Genomic DNA, 21,872 nt, shown 5'->3' with positions numbered 1-21,872 from the left:
GGACCCTGTGGGAGAGTAGGACGCCGCCGAACAATCATTCGAGAAAGCCCCTTCCCGGGAGACCGGGAGGGGGCTTTCCGCATTTCCGGACCATTTCCGGACCATTCTCGCGCCGGGTTGTCCCGTCAGAGCGCGAGCTTGAAGCCGAGGTGGGATGCCACGAAGCCGAGGCGCTCGTAGAAGCGGTGGGCGTCGGTACGGGTGGCGTCGGAGGTGAGCTGGACCAGGTTGGCGCCGAGCTCGTGGGAGCGGTCGACGGCCCACTGGATCAGTTCGCTGCCGAGGCCGCTGCCGCGTTCGTCGGCCTGGATGCGTACGGCCTCGATGACGGTGCGGGTGGCTCCGCGGCGGGAGAGGCCGGGGATGACCGAGAGCTGGAGGGTGCCGACGACCCGGCCTTCGCGTTCGGCGACGATCAGGTGCTGGTTGGGGTCGGTGGCGAGACGGGCGAAAGCGTCCTGGTAGGGCGCCAGGTCGTCGGGGGTTTCCCGGCCGGCGCCGAGCGGGTCGTCGGCGAGCATGGCGACGATTGCGGAGAGGTCGTCCAGGACGGCGGGGCGGATGTTCAGGTCGGTCATACCGGAGGACCTTAGTCCAGGCCGTTCAGCGGCCTGTGAGCGGCTCGGCCAGGCAGGTTCAGGGGGAAACAGGGGTGAAACGGGGCGCTGAACCAGGAGGTCGACGGACCGTCAGTCACTCGGTCCCGCACTGGTGATGACGGCGAAGGGAGCGCCGTGGGGGTCGGTCAGCTGGGCGAAGCGGCCGACGCCGTGGGCGTCCTCCGCGGGGGTGCGGACAGCGCCGCCGAGCTGCCGGGCCTTGGCGATCGTGGCGTCGGCGTCCGGGACCTCGAAGTAGGGGAGCCAGTGCGAGCCGAGGCCGGCCGCCGCCTGCGCGGTGTTCAGCTGGATGATGCCGCCCTGACCGCTGTCGGTACCGCCGCCGGCCGGGGTGAGCACGGTGTAGGCGGCGTCGCCGAACGGGACGTCCTGCTCCTGCCAGCCGAACACGGAGCAGTAGAAGTTCTTGGCGGCTGCCGGGTCGGTGCTCAGCAGTTCGGTCCAGCAGAGGCTGTAGGGGATGGTGACCGCTCCGAGGCCGCTGGTCTCCCGGGGCTGCCAGACGGCGAAGCGCGCGCCGGTCGGGTCGGTGAGGCCGGACATCCGGCCGTGGGTGAAGACGTCGACCGGGCCGAAGCGTACGGTGCCACCGGCCTGCTGGACCCGGGCGCCAGTGGCGTCGGCGTCCTCGGTGGCGAAGTAGACCGCCCAGGCGGGGGCGGCACCCTCCTCGGTGAGCCGGCCGAGTCCCCCCACGGTCCTGCCGTTCAGCTGGAAGAAGCCGTAGTCCCCGGCTTCGGGGCCGGGCGAGCTGACGGTCCAGCCGAAGAGGGCGGAGTAGAAGTCCCGGGCTGCACTGGGGTCGGGACTGCCGAGGTCGAGCCAGATGGGGGAGCCGGGGACGTACTCGGTGGTGAGCATGGAAATCCTTCGACGGACGTGGTCTGCCCCCTCTGGCATCCTCGGCCCTGCCCTGGGTGCCCACAACCGGTGATGCGCGGCCGCGGGCGTGCGGTGCGGCGGGCGGGGTTCCCGGGTTGTCGGTGCCGGGCGGTACGGTGCGTAGCGGACGGTCACCGACAGCGGAGTGGAGAAGGGGCCTCGTCGTGGGGATGCAGCAGCGGTCGGCCCGGCCTGCGGGCGAGGAGCGCTCCGCGCAGGGTCGGCCGGGGAGCCCGGGACAACAGCAGCCACCCCGGCAGGGCCAGTCGTCCCAACAGCAACAGCAGCAACAGCAACAGCAACAGCCGCCGCAGCAGCGCCAGCTGGCCCAGGTGGAGGGCGTGCTGGAGCGGATCACCTATGCCAACGAGGAGACCGGTTACACGGTGGCCCGGGTGGACACCGGGCGTGGGGCGCACGATCTGCTGACCGTGGTCGGGGCGCTGCTGGGTGCGCAGCCGGGGGAGTCGCTGCGGTTGTTCGGCCGGTGGGGTTCGCATCCGCAGTACGGCAAGCAGTTCACGGTGGAGAACTACACGACCGTGCTGCCGGCGACGGTGCAGGGGATCCAGCGGTATCTGGGGTCGGGGCTGATCAAGGGGATCGGTCCGAGGTTCGCCGAGCGGATCGTGGAGCGGTTCGGGGTGGACACCCTGGACGTGATCGAGCAGGAGCCCGAGCGGCTGATCGAGGTGCCGGGGCTCGGCCCGAAGCGGACGAAGATGATCGCCGCGGCCTGGGAGGAGCAGAAGGCCATCAAGGAGGTGATGGTCTTTCTGCAGGGGGTCGGGGTCTCCACCTCCCTCGCGGTGCGGATCTACAAGAAGTACGGCGACAGTTCGATCGGGGTGGTGAAGAACGAGCCGTACCGGCTGGCGGCCGATGTGTGGGGCATCGGGTTTCTGACGGCCGACCGGATCGCGCAGGCGGTCGGTATCCCGCACGACAGTCCGGAGCGGGTGAAGGCCGGGCTGCAGTACGCGCTGTCGCAGAGCGGCGATCAGGGCCACTGCTATCTGCCCGAGGAGCGTCTGATCGCGGACGGGGTGAAGCTCCTTCAGGTGGACGTCGGTCTGGTGATCGACTGCCTGGCGGAGTTGGTCGCGGAGGAGGGTGTGGTCCGCGAGCCGGTGCCGGGTGAGGCGGGTGAGCCGATCACGGCGGTGTACCTGGTGCCCTTCCACCGGGCGGAGATCTCGTTGGCCAACCAGCTGGTGCGGCTGCTGCGTTCGGAGTCGGACCGGATGCCGGTCTTCGGGGACGTGGACTGGGCGGCCGCGCTCGGCTGGCTGGCGCAGCGTACGGGAGCCGAACTCGCCCCGGAGCAGCGGGATTCGGTGAGGCTGGCGCTGACCGAGAAGGTCGCGGTGCTGACGGGCGGTCCCGGGTGCGGCAAGTCGTTCACGGTGAAGTCGATCGTGACGCTGGCGCTGGCCAAGCGGGCGAAGGTGGTGCTGGCGGCGCCGACGGGGCGGGCGGCTAAGCGGCTGTCGGAGCTGACGGGGGTGGAGGCGTCCACGGTGCACCGGCTGCTGGAGCTGCGTCCCGGTGGTGATGCCGCGTACGACCGGGACCGGCCGCTGGATGCGGACCTGGTGGTGGTGGACGAGGCGTCGATGCTGGATCTGATCCTGGCCAACAAGCTGGTGAAGGCGGTTGCCCCCGGGGCGCATCTGCTGTTCGTGGGGGACGTGGACCAGCTTCCCTCGGTGGGGGCGGGCGAGGTGCTGCGGGACATGCTGTCCGAGGGCAGCCCGATCCCGTCGGTCCGGCTGACCAGGATCTTCCGGCAGGCCCAGCAGTCCGGTGTGGTGACCAACGCGCACCGGATCAACGAGGGGCTGCCGCCGGTGACCGAGGGGCTGGCGGACTTCTTCCTGTTCGCGGAGGAGGACGCGGAGCGGGCGGCCGGGCTGACGGTGGACGTGGTGGCCCGGCGGATTCCGCAGAAGTTCGGTCTGGACGCCCGCCGGGACGTCCAGGTGCTGGCCCCGATGCACCGGGGTCCGGCGGGCGCGGGGAATCTGAACACGCTCCTGCAGGCAGCGGTCACGCCGGCCCGCGAGGGCCTGCCGGAGCGCCGGTTCGGCGGCCGTACCTTCCGGGTAGGTGACAAGGTCACACAGATCCGGAACAACTACGAGAAGGGTCAGAACGGCGTCTTCAACGGCACGGTCGGCGTGGTGACCTCGCTCAGCGTCGAGGAGCAGCGACTGATGGTGCTCACCGACGAGGACGAGGAGGTGCCGTACGGCTTCGACGAGTTGGACGAGCTTGCGCACGCGTATGCGGTGACCATTCACCGTTCCCAGGGCAGTGAGTACCCGGCGGTGGTGATTCCCGTCACCACTTCGGCCTGGACGATGCTGCAGCGGAACCTGCTCTACACGGCCGTGACACGGGCGAAGAAACTGGTGGTGCTGGTGGGGTCACGGAGAGCGATCGGACAGGCTGTCCGGGCGGTCAGTGCAGGTCGGAGGCACTCCGCGCTTGATCATCGGCTGGCCTCTGGATGATCATCCAAGGGGTTCTGCCGCTCCGAGGTTGTCTTGACGTAAAGAGATTTAAGGCAGAGCCTAGTCTGACGCCGATCTTGTCCGGTCCATACCGGCAGCGGCGACAGCTTTTGTAGGACCGGGCCCTTTTCGGCCCACCCCGGGTGAGCAGCTGTCCCTCGGATGGGGGATCGTAGAGTCAGTCAGGACACCTAGGGATTCATTTCGTCGGTGAGGAAGACGTGAGCGACACATCGGTAGTACTGCGGTACCAGGACGGCGAGTACGAGTACCCCGTCGTTGAGAGCACTGCGGGCAACGCCGGCTTCGACATCTCGAAGCTGCTTCCGCAGACCGGCCTGGTCACCCTGGACAACGGCTTCGGCAACACCGCCGCCTACAAGTCCGCGATCACGTTCGTGGACGGTGACAACGGCATCCTGCGTTACCGCGGCTACCCGATCGAGCAGCTGGCCGAGCAGGGCAGCTTCATCGAGACCGCGTACCTCCTGATCAACGGCGAGCTGCCGAACGCCGATCAGCTGGAGAAGTTCAACGCCGAGATCACGCAGCACACCCTGCTGCACGAGGACGTCAAGCGCTTCTTCGGCGGTTTCCCGCGCGATGCCCACCCGATGGCGATGCTGTCCTCGGTCGTCGGCGCGCTGTCCACCTTCTATCAGGACAGCCACAACCCGTTCGACGCCGCGCAGCGCCACCTGTCGACGGTCCGCCTGCTGGCCAAGCTGCCGACCATCGCCGCCTACGCGTACAAGAAGTCGGTCGGCCAGCCGTTCGTCTACCCGCGCAACGACCTGAGCTACGTCGAGAACTTCCTCCGGATGACCTTCGCGGTCCCCGCCGAGGACTACGAGATCAACCCGGTCATCGTCAACGCGCTGGACAAGCTGCTGATCCTGCACGCGGACCACGAGCAGAACTGCTCGACCTCCACGGTCCGCCTGGTGGGTTCCAGCCACGCCAACCAGTTCGCCTCGATCTCGGCCGGCATCTCGGCGCTCTGGGGCCCGCTGCACGGTGGCGCCAACCAGGCCGTCCTGGAGATGCTGGAGCAGATCCAGAAGGACGGCGGCGACGTCGACGGCTTCATCCGCAAGGTGAAGAACCGCGAGGACGGCGTGAAGCTCATGGGCTTCGGTCACCGCGTGTACAAGGCCTTCGACCCGCGTGCCGCGCAGGTCAAGATCCTGGCGCACGAGGTCCTCGGCCAGCTCGGCAAGTCCGACGAGCTGCTGGAGATCGCGCTCAAGCTGGAAGAGCACGCGCTGAACGACGAGTTCTTCATCTCGCGCAAGCTCTACCCGAACGTGGACTTCTACACCGGCCTGATCTACCGCGCCATGGGCTTCCCGACCAGCATGTTCACCGTGCTGTTCGCCCTCGGCCGGCTGCCGGGCTGGATCGCCCACTGGCACGAGATGATCAACGACCCGGGCAGCCGTATCGGCCGTCCGCGTCAGATCTACACCGGCGTGGAGATCCGCGACTACGTCGGCCTCGACGCTCGCTGACGCAGGCAATCCGAAGGGCCCGGCTGCTCATGGCAGCCGGGCCCTTCGACGCAACGGCGCACGACGCCCGAGGGCGGCCGAGTCGGGAACGGCCGCTCAAAGCGTTCCTGACCGGCCGCACCCCGGCGTCGTGCGCGAGACCGCCGAACCGGTCGGCAGTCGTCCCGGGGCCCGCCGGAGCCCCGTCGGCGACAGCGGTGGCCCTGCGACGACGTGAAGCCGTTCGCCGCGTCGCCGCCCACCAAAAAGCTGCCGCACTACAAAAGGTAAGACGTATCTGGGGGCGCAAAGTTACGCCGAGGGGGTGTGAGTTGGCTCTCGCCACGCTCTGTGTGCACTCGTACCCCCGCCCATACCACACCTTCCGCAGCGCACGGCATCACCCTCCCCGCAGACGCGACAACCCAGCGTGATAGGAATCGTGCCAATCCGGTACGGACCGACCGCGCTTCTTGAAGCAGCGGCGGCGGGGCAGGGAGGGAGTGCGCAGATGGCCAGAAATGTCGTCGTCACGGGTGGCGGCACGGGTATCGGGTACGAGGTGGCCCGGCGCTTCGCCGAGGCGGGCGAGCAGGTCGTGATCGTCGGCCGCCGACGTGCGGTGCTGGAACGGGCCGCCACCGACCTGGGCGCCAACGTCACCCCGCTGGTCTGCGACCTGGCCGACCCGGACGCCGTCGAGGACGCGCTGGCCGGACTGCCGGAGCAGGTCGACGTGCTGGTCAACAACGCGGGCAGCCGGGAGACCGTGATCGGCGCCGGTCCGCACGCCGTACTGGCGCGCTGGCGCGGGGACTTCGAGCGCAACGTGCTCACCGTGGTGATGCTCACCGAGTCGATCCGGGACCGGCTGACCCAGGGCACCGGCCGGGTGGTCACGGTCAGCTCGATCGCCGCCCTGCGCGGGGCCGGCTCCTACGGTGCCGCGAAGGCCTCGCTGCACGCCTGGAACCACTTCCTGGCCGCCCAGCTCGGCCCCTCCGGCATCACCGCCAACATCGTGGCCCCCGGAACGGTCGCGGGCACCGAGTTCTTCGGACCCAGACTGGACGACGCCGAGGTGTCCCGGCGGGCCTCCCGGACACTGCTCGGCCGGATCGGCGAGACCGGGGAGGTCGCGGCGGCCGTCTACTTCCTGGCCTCGCCGGAGGCCGGGTTCATCACCGGCGAGATCCTGCACTGCAACGGCGGCGAGCTGCTCGGGCGTTGAGCGCCGAGGCCGTCGGGCACCCGGCCGGGCCGTGCCGGTCCACCCGGTCGGGCAGCCGGTCAGGCCGCGTCGAAGCGCCTCAGCCGGAGGCTGTTGGTGACCACGAAGACCGAGGAGAAGGCCATCGCGGCGCCCGCCACCATCGGGTTGAGCAGGCCCGCCGCGGCCAGTGGGATCGCGGCGACGTTGTAGGCGAAGGCCCAGAACAGGTTGCCCTTGATGGTGGCCAGGGTCCGGCGGGAGAGACGGATGGCGTCGGCGGCCGAGCGCAGGTCGCCGCGGACCAGGGTCAGGTCGCCCGCCTCGATCGCGGCGTCCGTCCCGGTTCCCATGGCCAGGCCCAGGTCGGCCTGGGCGAGCGCGGCGGCGTCGTTCACGCCGTCGCCGACCATCGCCACCGAGCGGCCCTCGGCCTGCAGCCGCTGCACGGTGGCCGCCTTGTCCTCGGGCAGCACCTCGGCGATCACGTCCTCGGGTGCGATGCCGACCTCGGCCGCGACGGCCTCGGCCACCCGCCGGTTGTCACCGGTCAGCAGGACCGGACGCAGGCCCAGCGCCCGCAGTTCGCGGATCGCCTCGGCGCTGGTGGGCTTGACGGTGTCGGCGACCTCCAGGACGGCGCGGGCGGCACCGTCCCAGCCGACCGCGACGGCGGTCCGGCCGGCGGCCTCGGCGGCCGACTTGGCGGCGGCCAGCGCGGGCGGCAGGTGCTGGGCCCGGTCGGCCAGCAGCACCTCGCGTCCTGCCACCACCGCGTGGCCCTCGACCACGCCCTGGACACCGTGCCCCGGCACGTTCTCGAAGTCCTCGACCGAGGGCAGGCCGCCGACCCGCTCGGCCGCAGCGGCGGCGACGGCCCGGGCGATCGGGTGCTCGGAGGCGTGCTCCAGCGCACCGGCCAGGCGCAGGGCCTGGGTCTCGGACACGCCCTCGGCGGTGTGCACGGCGGTGAGCGCCATCCGCCCGGTGGTCACGGTGCCGGTCTTGTCCAGCACGATGGTGTCCACCGCGCGAGTGGTCTCCAGGACCTCCGGGCCCTTGATCAGGATGCCCAGTTGGGCGCCGCGGCCGGTGCCGACCATCAAGGCGGTCGGGGTGGCCAGTCCGAGGGCGCACGGGCAGGCGATGATCAGCACGGCGACGGCGGCGGTGAACGCCCCGGTGGAGCTGTCGGAGATCAGCAGCCGGCCGACCAGGGTGGCGAGCGCGATCAGGATGACCACCGGGACGAACACGGCGGAGATCCGATCGGCCAGGCGCTGGGCGGCGGCCTTGCCGTTCTGGGCGTCCTCCACCAGCCTGGCCATCCGGGACAGCTGGGTGTCGGCGCCGACCCGGGTGGCCTCGACCACCAGGCGGCCGCCGGCGTTGACTGTGGCGCCGGCCACCGGGTCGCCGACCGTGACCTCGACCGGGACGGACTCGCCGGTGAGCATCGAGACGTCCACGGCGGAGGCGCCCTCGACCACCACGCCGTCGGTGGCGATCTTCTCGCCGGGCCGCACCACGAAGCGCATGCCGACGGCGAGCCGGGCGACCGGCAGCCGCACCTCGCGGCCGGACCGGAGCACCGCGACGTCCTTGGCGCCGAGGTCCAGCAGAGCGTGCAGGGCGGCGCCCGCGCGGCGCTTGGAACGGTGCTCCAGCCAGCGGCCGAGCAGGATCAGGGTGGTGACGCCTGCGGCCGCCTCCAGGTAGAGGGCGGAGGAGGGGTCGCCGGTGCCGACCGAGAGCGAGAAGTCGTGCCGCATCCCCGCTATCCCGGCGTGGCCGTAGAACAGAGCCCACACCGACCAGCCGAAGGCGGCCAGGGTGCCGAGCGAGACCAGTGTGTCCATGGTGGCCGCGCCGTGCCTGAGGTTGGTCCAGGCGGCGCGGTGGAAGGGCAGGCCGCCGTAGACGACGACCGGGCCGGTGAGGGCGAAGGCCAGCCACTGCCAGTTGTCGAACTGGAGGGCGGGGACCATGGAGAGCAGCACCACGGGGATGGCGAGGGCGAGGCTGATCAGCAGCCGCTCCCACAGCGGGTCGGGCTCGGCGGCCTGCCCGCCGGTGGCCTCCGGCGGCGGGGGCAGCTCCGCGGTGTAGCCGGTCCGCTCGATCGTGGCGATGAGGTCGGCCACGCTCACCTCGGGCGTGAAGTCCACCTGGGCCTTCTCGGTGGCGTAGTTCACCGTCGCCTCGACGCCGTCCATCCGGTTGAGCTTCTTCTCGATCCGGGCCGCGCAGGAGGCGCAGGTCATCCCGCCGATGGAGAGTTCCACCCGGTCACGGACGGCTCCGGACGCCATGTCCGGCGTGGTGGTGCTCATGCTCGTTGCTCCTTGCTGGCCTCGGTGCGAGCGTACGGGGGCGCGTCGGGGGCGCGCCCCCGTACGGTGGCTCAGGCGGCCGGGCCGACCAGTTCGTAGCCGGCCTCGTCGACGGCGGCGCGCACGGCGCCCTCGTCCAGGGGGGACTGGGAGGAGATCGTCACCGTGCCGGCCTTGGTGTCGGCGGCGACCTCGATCACACCGGGAAGCGCGGAGACCTCCTCGCTGATCGACTTCTCGCAGTGGCCGCAGCTCATGCCGCTGACGGTGTACGTGATGGTGCTGGACATCGGGGCCTCCGGATCGGTTCCGCCCGAGCGGGGATGCTCGGACGCTGGCTGGGTTCGCGCTTCTGTCTGCTCGAACACAATACCCCTAGGGGGTATTCCTTGGGCAAGGAATGTGGTGTGCGTCGCAGTCCGCGCCCTCGGTGGGCCGAGGGGATCGGGGGCGGCTGCTCCTGCAGTTGTCGGTGCGCCGCGACGGGTGGTTCCGGCGTGAGGTCGGGACCACCCGTTGGGGCGAGCGGCCGGAGCGGGCCGCCTCGGGTGCGGGGTGCTGCCGGGGTCCGGACATCTGCGGTCGTCTTCCCTTCATCCCGCGGCGGACCGGGGCGCGACCCGTACGGTAAGGCAATTCGGACAATCAGTCATGATTATGGATATCTGCGCATGGCGCATTCGGAGGATTCCTCCGATATGTTCGGTATGTGTTCCGGAATCGCCGTGCCCAGTCACCCGCGAAGCCCCGGCCGGCCGGGTTGCCGCAGGCCAGGCGGGAGAGTGCGCTCCTCGCCACCGACCTGCAGGACCTGTCCTTCCGGCGCCGTGCCACCCCCGCACTGCTCGCGATCCTGGCGGTCTCGGTCACCGACTTCTTCTCCGGGCAGGACCGCTATCTGGCGCCGCTGATGGTGATGGTGCCGTCGATCGCCGCCCTCACGCTGCGCCCCGCCGAACTGCTGTTGGTCTGCTCGCTCGGCTTCTTCGCACTGCTCGGGCTGAGCTACTACGACCAGATGGACAACCTGCAGGACGGCCGGTTCCTCTTCGGGGCGATTCTCAGCTACGTCGTGTTGACGGTGTTCAGCGCCTGGCTGGCCCGCCTGCGTATGCACCGGGCCGCCGCGTACGCCGCCGTCAGCTCGGTGGCCGAGGCCGCCCAGCGGGCCCTGCTCAGCCTGCCGGGGCCGTCGGTCGGGCCGCTGCGGCTGGCCGTCCGGTACGTGTCGGCGGCGGACGCGGCGCGGATCGGCGGGGACCTGTACTCGGTGCTCGACACCCCGCACGGCACCCGGGTGCTGGTCGGCGACGTCCGGGGCAAGGGTCTCGGGGCCGTGCAGACCGCAGCCGTGGTGCTCGGCGCCTTCCGCGAGGCGGCGTACGACGAGAACGGTCTGCTCGCGGTGGCGTCCCGGATCGAGGCGAGCGTGGAACGGCACGTGCCCGACGGGGAGTTCACCACCGCGCTGTTCGCCGAGTTCCGCCGGCCGGGGGCGATGGAACTGCTGCACTACGGGCACGTCCCGCCGATCAGGGTCGGGCCGGACGGGACGGTGACGGTGCTGGAGGCCGCCGATCCGTGGGTGCCGCTGGGTCTCGGCAAGCTCGCGAGCGGGTCGCCGAACAGCGTCAGCCTGCCGTTCGGGCCCGACGACGTCCTGGTGCTGTGCACCGACGGCGTGATCGAGGCCAGGCACCACGACTCGGGCGAGTTCTATCCGCTGACCGAGCGGGTCGGCCCGCTGGTGCGGGACGCGGCCCGCTCGGAGGCGGAGCTGGAGAGCGCGGTCGGGCGGATCTACGCGGACCTGCTGACGCACACCGGCGGGGAGCTCGACGACGACGCGCTGCTGCTGCTGATCTCCCGGACCGACCACGACCGGTCGAAGATCGGGTGACCTGCCGCCGGCCGCCGTCCGGGAGGTGAACCTGCCGGGCACACCGCGTGGTGCGGACGGTTCAGGCGGCGCGGGCGGTGTCCGCGAGGGCGTGCAGGATCAGGGCCGTCGAGGTCGCGCCCGGGTCCTGGTGGCCGGTGCTGCGGGGACCCAGGTAGGAGGCGCGCCCCTTGCGGGCCTGGAGCGGCACGGTGTCCCGCGCACCCTGGGCGGCGGCCGCGTCCGCGGCCTCCGCCGCGGCGAGCAGACCGTCGGCGGCAGCCGCCTCGAATGCGGCGAGGGCCGGTGTCCAGGCATCCACGATGGTCTTGTCGCCGGGCTTTGCCCCGCCCAGCTGCTGGATGGCCAGCAGGCCCTCGGCCAGCGCGACGGCCAGCTCGGCCGGGGTGGCCGTGGCCTGCGGCAGCGCCTTGCCCATGGCCCGGAACGCGCTCCCGTACAGCGGCCCGGAGGCCCCGCCGACCTTGGAGATCAGGGTGGTGCCGGTCTTGGCGAGGACCGCTCCCACGGAGTCGGCCTCCAGCGTGTCCAGCGCCGTGACGACGGCGGTGAAGCCGCGGCGAAGGTTGCTGCCGTGGTCGCCGTCGCCGATCGCCGAGTCCAGCTCGGTGAGGTACGACTCCTGCTGCTCGACGGCGGCAGCGATCTCCCGGATCCAGGCGACGGCGAGTTCGGTGTCCACTTCGGTACTCCTCCAGGGACGGATCGACAGGGACGGATCGGGGTCAGGACCAGGTCAGGGCCGGGGTGGCCACCGGGGCGTCCCACAGCTCCAGCAGTTCGCCGTCGGCCTTGGTCAGAGTCAGGGAGAAGCCCGCCATGTCCAGGCTGGTGACGTAGTTGCCGACCAGGTTGCGGGCGATGTGGATGCCGCGCTCGGCGAGCCGGGCCCGGACCTCCCCGTAGACCACGTAGAGCTCCAGCAGCGGTGTCCCGCCGAGCCCGTTGACCAGGGCGATCACCTCGTCGCCCACGGTCAGCTCGTGGTCGGCGAGGATGGTGTCCACCACCTCGGCCGCGAGCTGGGCGGCCGGGCGGTGCCGTTCGCGGCGGCGCCCCGGCTCGCCGTGGATGCCCACGCCGACCTCGATCTCGTCCTCCGGCAGGTCGAAGCCCGGCTTTCCGGCTGCCGGTACGGTCGCTGCCGTGAGCGCGACGGCGAACGACCGGGAGGCGGCGTTGACCCGCCGGCCGAGTTCGGCCACTTCGTCCAGCGCCGCGCCGCGCTCGGCCAGCGCACCGGCGATCTTCTCCACCATCACGGTCGCACCGGTGCCGCGGCGGCCGGCCGTCCAGGTCGAGTCCTCCACCGCGACGTCGTCGTTGACCAGGACGGTGCGGATCTCGACACCCTCCTCGGCGGCCAGCTCGGCGGCGAGCTGGAAGTTCATCACGTCGCCGGTGTAGTTCTTCACGATCAGGACCACACCCGCGCCGCTGTGCACCGCCCGGACGGCGGTCAGCATCTGGTCGGGCACCGGGGAGGTGAACACCTCGCCGGGACAGGCGGCGTCGAGCATGCCCGGCCCCACGAAACCGCCGTGCAGCGGCTCGTGGCCGCTGCCGCCGCCGGAGATCAGGGCGACCTTCGGGCCGCTCGGCCGGACCGCTCTGGTGATCACCCGGTTGGGAATGTCCACCGCCAACTCCGGGTGGGCGGCGGCGAATCCGGTCAGCGCGTCCGTCAGGACGGTCTCCGGTGAGTTGATCAGCTTCTTCAAGGCACACTCCCTCGGCAGATCTTGAAGCCGACGTTACGCCAGCGGACACGGCTTGGTGAGCGATACGACACGCCGAGTCTCGAACTGGCCGTCGAGTGACGGGTGGTGCTGCGGGCTAGGGTCGGGGCATGGGCAAGCACGTGGGTATCGTTCTCGTCTCGCACAGCCCCGCCATGGCGGCCGGACTGCGCGAGCTCCTCACCGAACTCGGGTCCGACGCCGTTCCGGTGGCGGTCGCCGCGGGCACCGGGGACGGCGGTCTCGGCACCAGCTACGACCTGATCGTCCGCGCGCTGGCGGAGGCGGACGGCGGCGCCGGGGTGGTCGTCCTGCCGGACCTCGGCAGCTCGGTGCTCACCGCGCGGACCGTGCTGGAGGACCATCCGAGGGACGGGGCGGTGCTGGTGGACGCACCGTTCGTGGAGGGCGCGGTAGCGGCCGCCGTCACCGCCTCGGCCGGGGCGGCGCTGGCCGAGGTGGTCGCGGCGGCCGAAGAGGCGCGCGGCTTCCGGAAGTTCTGACCGGGCCCGGCAGGGGCGACCCTTCAGGGGCAGGGGTGACCTTCCGGGGCACGGGGGAACTGAGTGCGGCGGACGGCCGAGAGCCGGACCGATCTCCGGCGGTGGAGTTGCACCGCCTGCTGGAGGCGCTCGGGTGTAACTGGCCCAGCGGGCCCGGCCGACCGTGGCCACCTTCCGAAGCGCGCAGTTCCCCGCGCCCGTGATTCGCCCACCCCCCGCCCCGGAAGGCTTACTTGGCGTCGGCGTAGCAGTCCGCGATGGTCGCGCTGAGCGGGAAGCGGACGGGTGTGTCGCCGAAGACCAGGGCGCGGGCCTCCTCGCCGGCGTCCGCCACGGCGGCCGCGACCTGGTCGGCCAGGTTGAGCGGGGTGTGCACCACCACCTCGTCGTGCTGGAAGAAGACCAGGTGCGGCCGGTCCGGGCCGGACTCCAGGGCGGTCAGCCGCCGGCGCAGCGCGGCGAGCAGGGCGAGCGCCCAGTCCGCCCCGCTGGCCTGGATGACGAAGTTGCGGGTGAACCGCCCGCGCGCCCTGGCCGAGCGGCCGCCGGCCTCCCCGGCCGTCTCGGGAGCCTCCGTCAAGTCCAGCCAGTCGGCGGTGGGGGGTGGGCAGGTGCGGCCGAGCCGGGAGCGGACGATCCCGCCGTCCTCCCCGGTGCGGGCCGCGGCCTCGACGTACCCCATCGCGGCCGGGTAGCGGCGGCGCAGGGTGGCCAGCAGGGGGCCGATGTCGCCGCTGGTCTGCCCGTACATCGCGCCGAGCAGGCCGAGTTTCGCCTTGTCGCGGTCGCCCTGGAAGGCGGTGGCGGCGAGTGCGTCGTAGAGGTCGCCCTCGGCGGCGCTGCGGGCCAGCCCGGCGTCCTGGGAGAGCGCGGCCAGCACCCGTGGCTCCAGCTGCGCGGCGTCGGCGACCACCAGAGTCCAGCCGGGGTCGGCGACCACGGCGCGGCGCAGGATGCGCGGGATCTGCAGCGCGCCGCCGCCCCGGCTGGCCCAGCGGCCGGAGACCACGCCGCCGACCACGTACTCGGGGCGGAACCGGCCGCCCCTGGCCCAGGCGTCCTGCCAGGCCCAGCCGTGGGCCGCGTGCAGCCTGGAGAGCTCCTTGTAGCGGGTCATCAGGCGGGCGGCCGGATGGTCGATCCGGTTCAGCTCCCAGGAGCGGGTGGAGCCGAGCTGGATGCCCTGGTCGGCGAAGGCGCGCAGCACCTGGGTGTGCGATTCCGGGTTGAACGGGCGGCCGCCGAGCGCCTGTTGGAGCTCGGCGGTCAGCTCGGCGAGGCGGCGCGGCTGGGTGCCCGGGACGGTGGGGCGCGGGCCGAGCAGTTCGGTGAGCAGCCGGTCGTGGATGTCGGCGCGCCAGGGCAGCCCGTCGAAGGCCATCTCGGCCGCCAGCAGGCCGCCGGCCGACTCGGCGGCCACCAGCAGGCGGAAGCGGGCGCGGGCCGCCGGGTCGGCGATGGCCTGGATCCGGCGCTGCTGCTCGGCGTGGACGGCGATCAACGCCGCCAGCGGATCGGTGCCGGGCGGGAGCTGGAGGCGGTCCGGGGCGAAGAGGCTCTCCTGATCGCCCGCACCGGCGCTCTCGGGCAGGTCGGCCGGGACGGGCAGCCCCTTGATCCTGGCCCAGGCGGCGCCCAGGGAGCGCGGCGCGCCCCAGGCGCCCTCGTGGCCGAGCAGCAGGGCCTCGGTGAGCCGCAGATCGTGGCAGCGGGCCAGCCGGCCCGGCAGCAGCGGTGTGTACGCGCTGTCAGCGGCGGCCCAGACCCAGCGCGGCTGCTCGGCGGCCTCCCGCTCGGCGACGGCGGCGGCGAGCGAGGACACCCGGACGGGCGGGCCGAGCGGGCTGCCGTCCTCGGCGAGCGGCTGGAGGCGCCCGCCCGGGCCGTGCGGGTCGGGCACCAGAGCAGTACGGGGGGCCGGGGCCATGGGGTCTCCTCCTCTCGGACGGGTGTCCGCCCGACCGTAGCGCCCGGCACTGACAACGGTGATCCGGGGCGCGCCAGGGCGCCTGGGTGTCCTCGGGTGTCGGGGGTGGCGGGCGGCCGCCCCTGGAGAACCGCTGCCCTGCGGGAGCGGCGAGATGCGCGGTGTATCCGACCGTCCGGGCCTGTTCCTGCAGCTCGGCCGGGACTGGCCGGGCGAGGGCTGAGAGGGCCGATCGGGCCGTAGGCAGCAGGCATGACAGCGCGTAAGGTTCTGGCAATGAACGACAACCCTTTCTTCGAGCCCAGCACCCTGGTCTACGAGCTCCCGCCCTTCGCCGAGATCCGGGAAGAGCACTACCTGCCCGCCTTCGAGCGCGGAATGGCCGACCAGCTGGCCGAGATCGCGGCAATCGTTGCCGACCCCGAGCCGCCGAGTTTCGACAACACGCTGGTGGCGCTGGAGCGTTCGGGCGCTCTGCTGAGGCGGGTGCAGCTGGTCTTCTCGAACCAGGTCGCCTCCGACGCCACCCCCGCTCTGCAGGAGCTTGATGCCGAGATCAGCCCTCGGCTGGCGGAACACGCCGACGCGATCCACCTCGACCCGGCGCTCTACGCCCGGGTGCGCGCCGTCCACGAGGCCCGCGAGACCCTTGACCTGGACGCCCAGGCGCTGCGCCTGCTGGAGCGTCACCACACCCGCTTCGTCCGGGCCGGGGCCCGGCTGTCGGACGCCGAGCAGCAGCGGCTGCGGGAGATCAACGCCCAGCTGGCGTCGGACTCCACGGCTTTCAGGCAGAACGTGTTCACCGACACCCGGGCCCGCGCCCTGGTGCTGGACGGCGCCGAGCAGCTGGACGGCCTGCCGGCCGGTCAGATCGCCGCAGCCGCCGAGAACGCCAAGGCCCTCGGCCACCAGGACGGTTCCTACGTCCTGAGTCTGAAGAACTTCTCCAACCAGCCCGAGCTGGCCGCGCTCACCGACCGCGCCGTGCGGGCCCGGCTGCTGGAGGCCTCGCTCGGCCGTGCCGTCGAGTCCAACGGTCCGGTGGCGGTCCGGATGGCCGGGCTGCGCGCCGAGCGCGCCGCACTGCTCGGCTACCCCAGCCACGCCGCGTACGTGGTGGCCGACGAGACCGCCGGGACGGTCGAGGCGGTGGACACGATGCTGGCCCGCCTGGTGCCCGCCGCCGTCGCCAACGCCGAGCGCGAGGCCGCCGAACTCGCCAAGGCCGCGGCGGCCGACGGCATCACCGAGCTGGCCGCGCACGACTGGGCGTACTACTCGGAGCAGGTCCGCAAGGCCGTCTACGAGCTGGACACCGCCGCGCTGCGCCCGTACTTCGAGCTGGAGCGGGTGCTGCGCGACGGCGTGTTCTTCGCTGCTCGGCTGGCGTACGGGCTGACCTTCGCCGAGCGCCCCGAGCTCACCGGGTACCACCCGGACGTCCGGGTCTTCGAGGTGTTCGAGGCGGACGGCAGCCCGCTGGGCCTGTTCCTCGGCGACTTCCACGCCCGGGAGTCCAAGAGCGGCGGGGCCTGGATGAACGAACTGGTGGGGCAGTCCGAGCTGCTGGGCCAGCGTCCGGTGGTGGTCAACAACCTCAACATCGCCCGGCCGGCCCCCGGCGAGCCCGCCCTGCTGACCTGGGACGAGGTGCGGACGCTCTTCCACGAGTTCGGCCACGCGCTGCACGGCCTCTTCTCCGCCGTCCGCTACCCGTTCTTCACCGGGACCGAAGTACCCCGCGACTTCGTGGAGTTCCCGTCCCAGGTGAACGAGATGTGGATGGACTGGCCCGAGGTGCTGGCCAACTTCGCCAAGCACCACGTGACCGGTGAGCCGCTGCCGGCCGAGCTGGTGGACCGGATCGCCGCCGCCGAGCGGTTCGGCCAGGGCTTCCGCACGGTCGAGTACCTGGCCGCCGCGCTGCTCGACTGGGCCTGGCACACCGTGCCGGTGGGCCAGGAGATCGCCGACGCCGAGGAGTTCGAGGCGGCCGCGCTGGCCAAGGCCGGTCTGGCGCTGCCGACCGTACCGCCGCGCTACCGCACCACGTACTTCAGCCACATCTTCGCGAGCGAGTACAGCGCGGGCTACTACGCCTACATCTGGTCGGAGGTGCTGGACGCGGACACCGTCGAGTGGTTCCGCACCAACGGCCGTCCGGTGCGCGAGAGCGGCGAGATCTTCCGTGCCGAACTGCTGTCGCGGGGCGGCAGCGTGGACGCGCTGGACTGCTTCCGCGCGGTGGTCGGCCGTGACCCCGAGATCGCCCCGCTGCTCGCCCGGCGCGGGCTCACCGGGGCCTGACCGTCGGCTCCGCGGACGGCGGCCGTGCACAGCGCCTTGCGGCCGGTGCGCGGTCGCCGTTCGGGTCCGGGCCGGGTCCGGACTGCTCGGGCCCGGACCCGGACGGACCGGTTTGCCGGGGTTAGTTCGCCGGGACGATGGAGAACGAACCGTTCTGCAGGCCGGTCTCGGTGTACTGGCCGCTGTCGATGGCCTGCGGCGAGTACGCGTCGAAGGTCTGGCCGTTCACCGTGACGTGGCTGAAGTCCAGGCTGTCGAAGGACGGGTAGCTCTGGGACGGCGACTCGATGACCGCCTCGGCACTGACGTTCTGCGCGCGCAGCCGCTGACGGGTGGTCTCCGTCCAGCCCTTGGTGTTGTCGGTGAGCTTCAGGGTGTAGGTGCTGTTGCCGCCGTACACGACACTGCCGGTGAAGCTGTCCCCGGCGTCCACCGGGTCGTTGAAGTACTGCGGCGGCGCCGGGTACATCTCGTACCAGCCCGAGTAGACGGGCGAGCCGCTGGAGCAGTCCACCTGCACGCCGGTCTGCTCCACGGTCTGCGAGCCGTAGCCGTCTATGCCGACCCAGGGGGCGAACAGGTCGTTGGAGGTGTTGCACTGCACCTGCGGCATGGTCCAGGAGCCGGTGACGGTACGGAAGTTGCTGCCCTGGGCGACGTAGCCGCCCCAGACGCCGCCGTCGTAGTTGTACGAGCCGGGCGAGTGGTGGCCGTAGTAGTGCGTGGCCGGTGCGGTGTGGGCGGGGGCGGCGGCGCTCGCGGGGGTGGCGATCGCGGCGGTGGAGACCGCGAGCAGGACGGCTGCCACGGTACCGGCGGTGCGGAGTGCGCGCATCAAGAACTCCTGGTGGGGGTTGGGGACTTCGGCGGACCGTCGGACCGGTGGGGTCGGTGCCCGGCGGAACGCTGTCGCCAACAGTGCGGGCCGCGCTGCCCCGGGCGGAAGGCAATGAGTGGGTCAGGAACGCGTCATGGCGGGTACATGACTTGCCGGTACTCCCTTGCTTTCGCCGGTCCGATGCCACAGAGTCGGACTCCGCCTGCGGACTTCTCGCTCAGGAAGGGTCCGGGAAGGGGGTACCGATGCCGGAGCTCGCTGGGGCCAGATTCGCCGGGTTGGGCATCGGCGCGGATGCCGAGGAGCTCTATCTGCGGCTGCTCGACGCCGGTAGCGCCTCGGCGCAGCAACTCGGCAGCTGGGTCGGTCTGAACACCGAACGCTCGGTGGCCGCACTGGAGTCGCTGGCCGACCACGGCCTGGTGGAGCGGCCGGCCGGCGGACAGCGGCGCTGGACGGCCGCCGCGCCCGACGTCGCCCTGGAGGAACTGCTGCTCCAGCGCGAGGTCGAACTCCGCCGGGCCCGCGGCCGGATCAACGAGCTGATGCGCACCTACCGCCGACGGCAGTCCGGCATGGGCGAGCTGGTCGAGGTGATCAGCGGGCGCGAGTCGATCGCCGAGCTCTGGCGCAGCCTGCAGCTGGGCGTGCGCGAGCAGTTGCGGGTGCTGGACCGGCCGCCGTACATCCGCCGTACCGATCCGAAGACGGAACTCGCCGTCCTGGGACGGGGCGTGGCCATGCGGGCGGTCTACGACAGCCGGGTACTGCGCGAGCCCGAGCGGGTGGCGGAGATCCGCACCTTCGTCCGGGGCGGCGAACAGGCCAGGGTGCTCCCGGAGCTGCCGCTCAAGCTGGCGTTGATCGACTCGCGCTGGGCGCTGCTGCCGGTGAGTGCCGGGACCGAGCTGCAGAACGTGCTGCTGGTCCGGCCGTCCTCCCTGCTGGACGCGCTGATCGGGCTGTTCGAGCTGTACTGGTCGCACGCGATGCGGTTCCCGGCGACGGACACCGAGGCCGAGCCGGAGGACCGGCACCAGCGCCTGCTCAACCTGCTCGCCGCCGGGCTCACCGACGAGAGCATCGCCCGCCAACTCGGTGTCTCCACCAGGACGGTGCAGCGCTGGGTGCGGGAGCTGATGGACCGCTTCGGCGCGCGCACCCGTTTCCAGGCCGGGATCCAGGCCGCCCGTGCGGACCTGCTCTGACGGCCCCTGACGGCCTCGGAGGGGGCGGCGCGGCGCCGGTCCGGCCGGCGGTTTCAGCTGATGACGAGGGTGATCCGGGTGTCCGGCGCGGTGTGTGGCAGCAGGACCCTGGCCAGCCCGGACCGTTCGGTGCCCGGCTGCTCGACCACCACCGCCGAGGCGCGGGCGCCGCTGACGCTCACCCGGGCCCGGCCGGGGTAGCTCCCGGCCGGGAGCACCACGTCGGTCCAGCCTGCGCCGGGGGCGCCCGGGCGGCCCGTGGTGAAGGCGAGGCGGTAGACCCCGTCCTGGTAGGACTCGCTGACGGGGCGTCCGGCGAGCGCGGCCGCGTACGGGCCGAAGGCGGGCCCGTTGCCCGGGGCGGGCCGGCCGTCCGGGCCCAGGGCGCAGTAGCCGCCGTCGCCCCGGCACCAGTACCACATCGTCCAGGCGTCGGCGAAGCCCGTCATCGCGGCGACCTGGCGCCGCACCAGCTCCGTGTTGCCGAGGGTGCGGGCGTCGGGCGGCCCCCATTCGCCGACCAGGACGGGAAGTCGGTTGGCCCGGGGATAGGCGGTGATGGCGGCGGTGTAGTTCTCGATGAAGCCGTCGGACGGGTCCCAGTCCCGGCCCGCCTCCACGGCGGTGTCGTAGAAGTGCGGGGCGTAACCGAGGCGGGGAGCGCCGCCGCGCGGGTCCGAGAAGGCCGGGAGCCGGGTCGGCACGCCCTGGCCGACCAGGACCGTCGGCTCCACGAACAGCCACGAGCGGGCGTCGACCCGGCGGATCGCCGAGATCAGCCGCTGGTACATCCCGGCGAGCCGCCCCTGCTCCAGCTCGGCGGCGGACGCCGCCAGGACGGCCGGGTCGCTCGGGTCGCCGTCGACCGGGCCGAACGGCTCGTTGAACAGGTCGTAGCCCAACAGGGCCCGGTGGCCGCCGAGTTCGCGGGCGATCCGGGTGTAGAAGTCGGTCTGCCACCGCCGCAGGTCGGGGTCGTCGTAGAGGTGCCGGAAGGCGGCCTGTACGGCGGGCTGGAAGTACCCGGCGAACCAGTCGTCGGGGTCGGGCGTGAACGGCAGCCCGTCGTCGCGGGTGGCCCAGAGCGGGATGCCGCGGTCCCCGCCGCCGAACTTCGGCCCGTACACGTCCTGGTGGAAGTCGATGACGGCCAGCAGCCCGTACTTCTCGGCCCAGTCGAGCAGGTGGTGCAGCTTGGTCAGCTCGGCCCGGTCGTAGGAGCCCCGGGCGGGTTCCAGCCGGGTCCAGGAGACGGCCACCCGGATCAGCGTGAAGCCGTGCGCGGCAATGGACCTGAGGTCGCCCTCGGTGGTCTCGTCGTACTTGTCCACGTTGAAACCGCGTAGCTGGAGCGTCCGGCCGCCCGGGTCGGTCAGTACGGTGCGGCCGTCGGCGGCCGTGGTGGTGCCGGTGGGGAAGCGGGACCGGGCGCCGGCCGCCGAAGCGCCGGCCGGGGCGGCCGGGTCGGGCACGGCGGCGGTCGTACCGAGGACGGCGGCGGTGGCGAGGGTGAGTGCTGCGGCGGTTCGGCGGACACGCACAGGGCACCTCGGGCGGAGGAGGAGTGGTGAGCGCCGATGATGCCCCACGGCCCGGGGCCGCACAAGAGGTGAGGAGTGCTCATGTTCCCCGGTGGCGGCTCAGCCGGTCGGACCGGCGCCGGGAGACTCCGCCGGAGGCCGGGCGGCGACTGTGGACTGAACGACCGCCAGGGGCAGCGTCGCGGCGGCGGCCAGCCGGCCCCAGAGCAGGTCGGCCAGGGCCTGCACCATCCGCGAGCGGGGGCAGGGGCGTTGTTCGAGCCACCAGTCACCGGCCGCCAGCACCATGCCGGTGATCGCCCGGCCCCAGGTCTCGGAGAGCAGCGGGCCGTCCGCGCCGAGGTCGACCTGGATCTCCACGGCCTTGCTGATCTCGTCGGCGATCTGCCGGAGTGCGGGCGCCAGCGCGTTCCCGGCCCCGGTCGGGTCGCCGGGCTCGGGGTGGGTCAGCAGCCGGTACACCTGCGGCCGGGCCTCGATCGCGGCGAGGTAGGTGTCCAGGACGTGCTCGACCCGGTCGCGGCGCTCCAACGGCTCGTTGAGTGCCGCCCTGACGGCGGCCAGCAGTCCGGAGGTGTGCCGCTCGGTCAGCGCGCCGATCAGCCCGTTCCGGTCGCCGAAGTGCCGGTACAGGATGGGCTTGGTGATGCCCGCCTCGGCGGCGATGGCGTTCATGCTGGCGCCCGGGCCGTCGCGCTGGACGACCCGGTCGGCGGCGTTGAGCAACTGCTCGCGGCGGGGCTCCCCGGTCGGCGAGGTGGCGTCGGTCGGCACGTACTGGCTCCTGGGTGCGGTGCGTCGGCGGGTGGGCTCGGTGCTTCGGGCGGTCGGGTGGGGTGGGTTCGGCGGCTGGGT

General features: G+C 72.2%; 17 protein-coding genes. 7 read left to right on the top strand and 10 right to left on the bottom strand.

The annotated features are described in order from the left end of the window. Positions 1-125: 125 nt before the first annotated feature. Together UK12_RS21615 and UK12_RS21610 are read right to left on the bottom strand one after the other, a co-directional pair. Entirely contained in the window at positions 126-578 is a 453-nt protein-coding gene (locus UK12_RS21615) for a GNAT family N-acetyltransferase (protein WP_045304727.1), read from the bottom strand. Between the two features lie 111 nt (positions 579-689). Further along, on the bottom strand, positions 690-1,481 hold the full coding sequence (locus UK12_RS21610; RefSeq protein WP_045304726.1) for a VOC family protein: 792 nt from the start codon (positions 1,479-1,481) through the stop codon (positions 690-692). Positions 1,482-1,672: 191 nt separating this feature from the next. On the opposite strand from UK12_RS21610, the gene recD2 reads away from it, so the two are divergent. From recD2 to UK12_RS21595, 3 genes are all read left to right on the top strand, one after another. After that, the gene (recD2, locus tag UK12_RS21605) at positions 1,673-4,018 is read left to right on the top strand and encodes an SF1B family DNA helicase RecD2 (protein ID WP_197085062.1); all 2,346 of its coding nucleotides are present in this window, start codon (positions 1,673-1,675) and stop codon (positions 4,016-4,018) included. A 221-nt stretch (positions 4,019-4,239) separates the two neighbouring features. Next, positions 4,240-5,529, top strand: a complete 1,290-nt coding sequence (locus UK12_RS21600; RefSeq protein WP_045304725.1) for a citrate synthase — start codon at positions 4,240-4,242, stop codon at positions 5,527-5,529. A 490-nt stretch (positions 5,530-6,019) separates the two neighbouring features. Next, complete coding sequence (locus UK12_RS21595) at positions 6,020-6,739, top strand: SDR family NAD(P)-dependent oxidoreductase (RefSeq protein WP_045304724.1); 720 nt, start codon at positions 6,020-6,022, stop codon at positions 6,737-6,739. Positions 6,740-6,798: 59 nt separating this feature from the next. Here UK12_RS21595 and UK12_RS21590 read toward each other — a convergent pair whose 3' ends face one another. Next, positions 6,799-9,051 carry a heavy metal translocating P-type ATPase gene (locus tag UK12_RS21590; RefSeq protein WP_045304723.1) on the bottom strand — a complete coding sequence of 751 codons (2,253 nt, stop codon included), beginning with the start codon at positions 9,049-9,051 and terminating at the stop codon, positions 6,799-6,801. A gap of 71 nt (positions 9,052-9,122) precedes the next feature. Then, positions 9,123-9,341: a heavy-metal-associated domain-containing protein gene (locus tag UK12_RS21585; protein WP_052682052.1), complete on the bottom strand. Its 219-nt coding sequence runs from the start codon at positions 9,339-9,341 to the stop codon at positions 9,123-9,125. A gap of 419 nt (positions 9,342-9,760) precedes the next feature. On the opposite strand from UK12_RS21585, the gene UK12_RS21580 reads away from it, so the two are divergent. After that, complete coding sequence (locus UK12_RS21580) at positions 9,761-10,951, top strand: PP2C family protein-serine/threonine phosphatase (protein ID WP_052682051.1); 1,191 nt, start codon at positions 9,761-9,763, stop codon at positions 10,949-10,951. Positions 10,952-11,012: 61 nt separating this feature from the next. Here UK12_RS21580 and dhaL read toward each other — a convergent pair whose 3' ends face one another. After that, positions 11,013-11,633, bottom strand: a complete 621-nt coding sequence (gene dhaL / locus UK12_RS21575; protein ID WP_045304721.1) for a dihydroxyacetone kinase subunit DhaL — start codon at positions 11,631-11,633, stop codon at positions 11,013-11,015. Between the two features lie 43 nt (positions 11,634-11,676). After that, positions 11,677-12,672 (bottom strand): dihydroxyacetone kinase subunit DhaK, encoded by a 996-nt coding sequence (dhaK, locus tag UK12_RS21570; protein WP_045304720.1) that lies wholly within the window; start codon positions 12,670-12,672, stop codon positions 11,677-11,679. A 128-nt stretch (positions 12,673-12,800) separates the two neighbouring features. Between dhaK and dhaM the strand changes: the two genes are divergently transcribed. Continuing rightward, positions 12,801-13,193 (top strand): dihydroxyacetone kinase phosphoryl donor subunit DhaM, encoded by a 393-nt coding sequence (dhaM, locus tag UK12_RS21565; protein ID WP_045304719.1) that lies wholly within the window; start codon positions 12,801-12,803, stop codon positions 13,191-13,193. Between the two features lie 229 nt (positions 13,194-13,422). On the opposite strand, the gene UK12_RS21560 is transcribed toward dhaM, so the two are convergent. Next, entirely contained in the window at positions 13,423-15,120 is a 1,698-nt protein-coding gene (locus UK12_RS21560) for a bifunctional 3'-5' exonuclease/DNA polymerase (protein WP_045304718.1), read from the bottom strand. Positions 15,121-15,390: 270 nt separating this feature from the next. Here UK12_RS21560 and UK12_RS21555 point away from each other — a divergent pair, with 270 nt between their 5' ends. Continuing rightward, positions 15,391-17,430, top strand: a complete 2,040-nt coding sequence (locus tag UK12_RS21555; RefSeq protein ID WP_197085060.1) for a M3 family metallopeptidase — start codon at positions 15,391-15,393, stop codon at positions 17,428-17,430. A gap of 121 nt (positions 17,431-17,551) precedes the next feature. Here the strand turns inward: UK12_RS21555 and UK12_RS21550 are convergent, their stop codons facing one another. After that, positions 17,552-18,265, bottom strand: a complete 714-nt coding sequence (locus UK12_RS21550) for a G1 family glutamic endopeptidase (protein WP_045304716.1) — start codon at positions 18,263-18,265, stop codon at positions 17,552-17,554. Between the two features lie 248 nt (positions 18,266-18,513). Here UK12_RS21550 and UK12_RS21545 point away from each other — a divergent pair, with 248 nt between their 5' ends. Beyond that, the gene (locus UK12_RS21545) at positions 18,514-19,476 is read left to right on the top strand and encodes a helix-turn-helix transcriptional regulator (protein WP_045304715.1); all 963 of its coding nucleotides are present in this window, start codon (positions 18,514-18,516) and stop codon (positions 19,474-19,476) included. A gap of 53 nt (positions 19,477-19,529) precedes the next feature. Here the strand turns inward: UK12_RS21545 and UK12_RS21540 are convergent, their stop codons facing one another. Together UK12_RS21540 and UK12_RS21535 are read right to left on the bottom strand one after the other, a co-directional pair. Continuing rightward, positions 19,530-21,017 (bottom strand): cellulase family glycosylhydrolase, encoded by a 1,488-nt coding sequence (locus UK12_RS21540; RefSeq protein WP_045304714.1) that lies wholly within the window; start codon positions 21,015-21,017, stop codon positions 19,530-19,532. 99 nt (positions 21,018-21,116) lie between these two features. Further along, positions 21,117-21,791: a TetR family transcriptional regulator gene (locus UK12_RS21535; protein ID WP_082119820.1), complete on the bottom strand. Its 675-nt coding sequence runs from the start codon at positions 21,789-21,791 to the stop codon at positions 21,117-21,119. Positions 21,792-21,872: the final 81 nt, after the last annotated feature.

It is taken from the genome of Saccharothrix sp. ST-888 (genome assembly GCF_000955975.1).
GTDB lineage: Bacteria > Actinomycetota > Actinomycetes > Streptomycetales > Streptomycetaceae > Kitasatospora.
The sequence above is the reverse complement of the archived record's forward strand: the minus strand, read 5'-3'. Positions and strand labels throughout refer to the sequence as shown.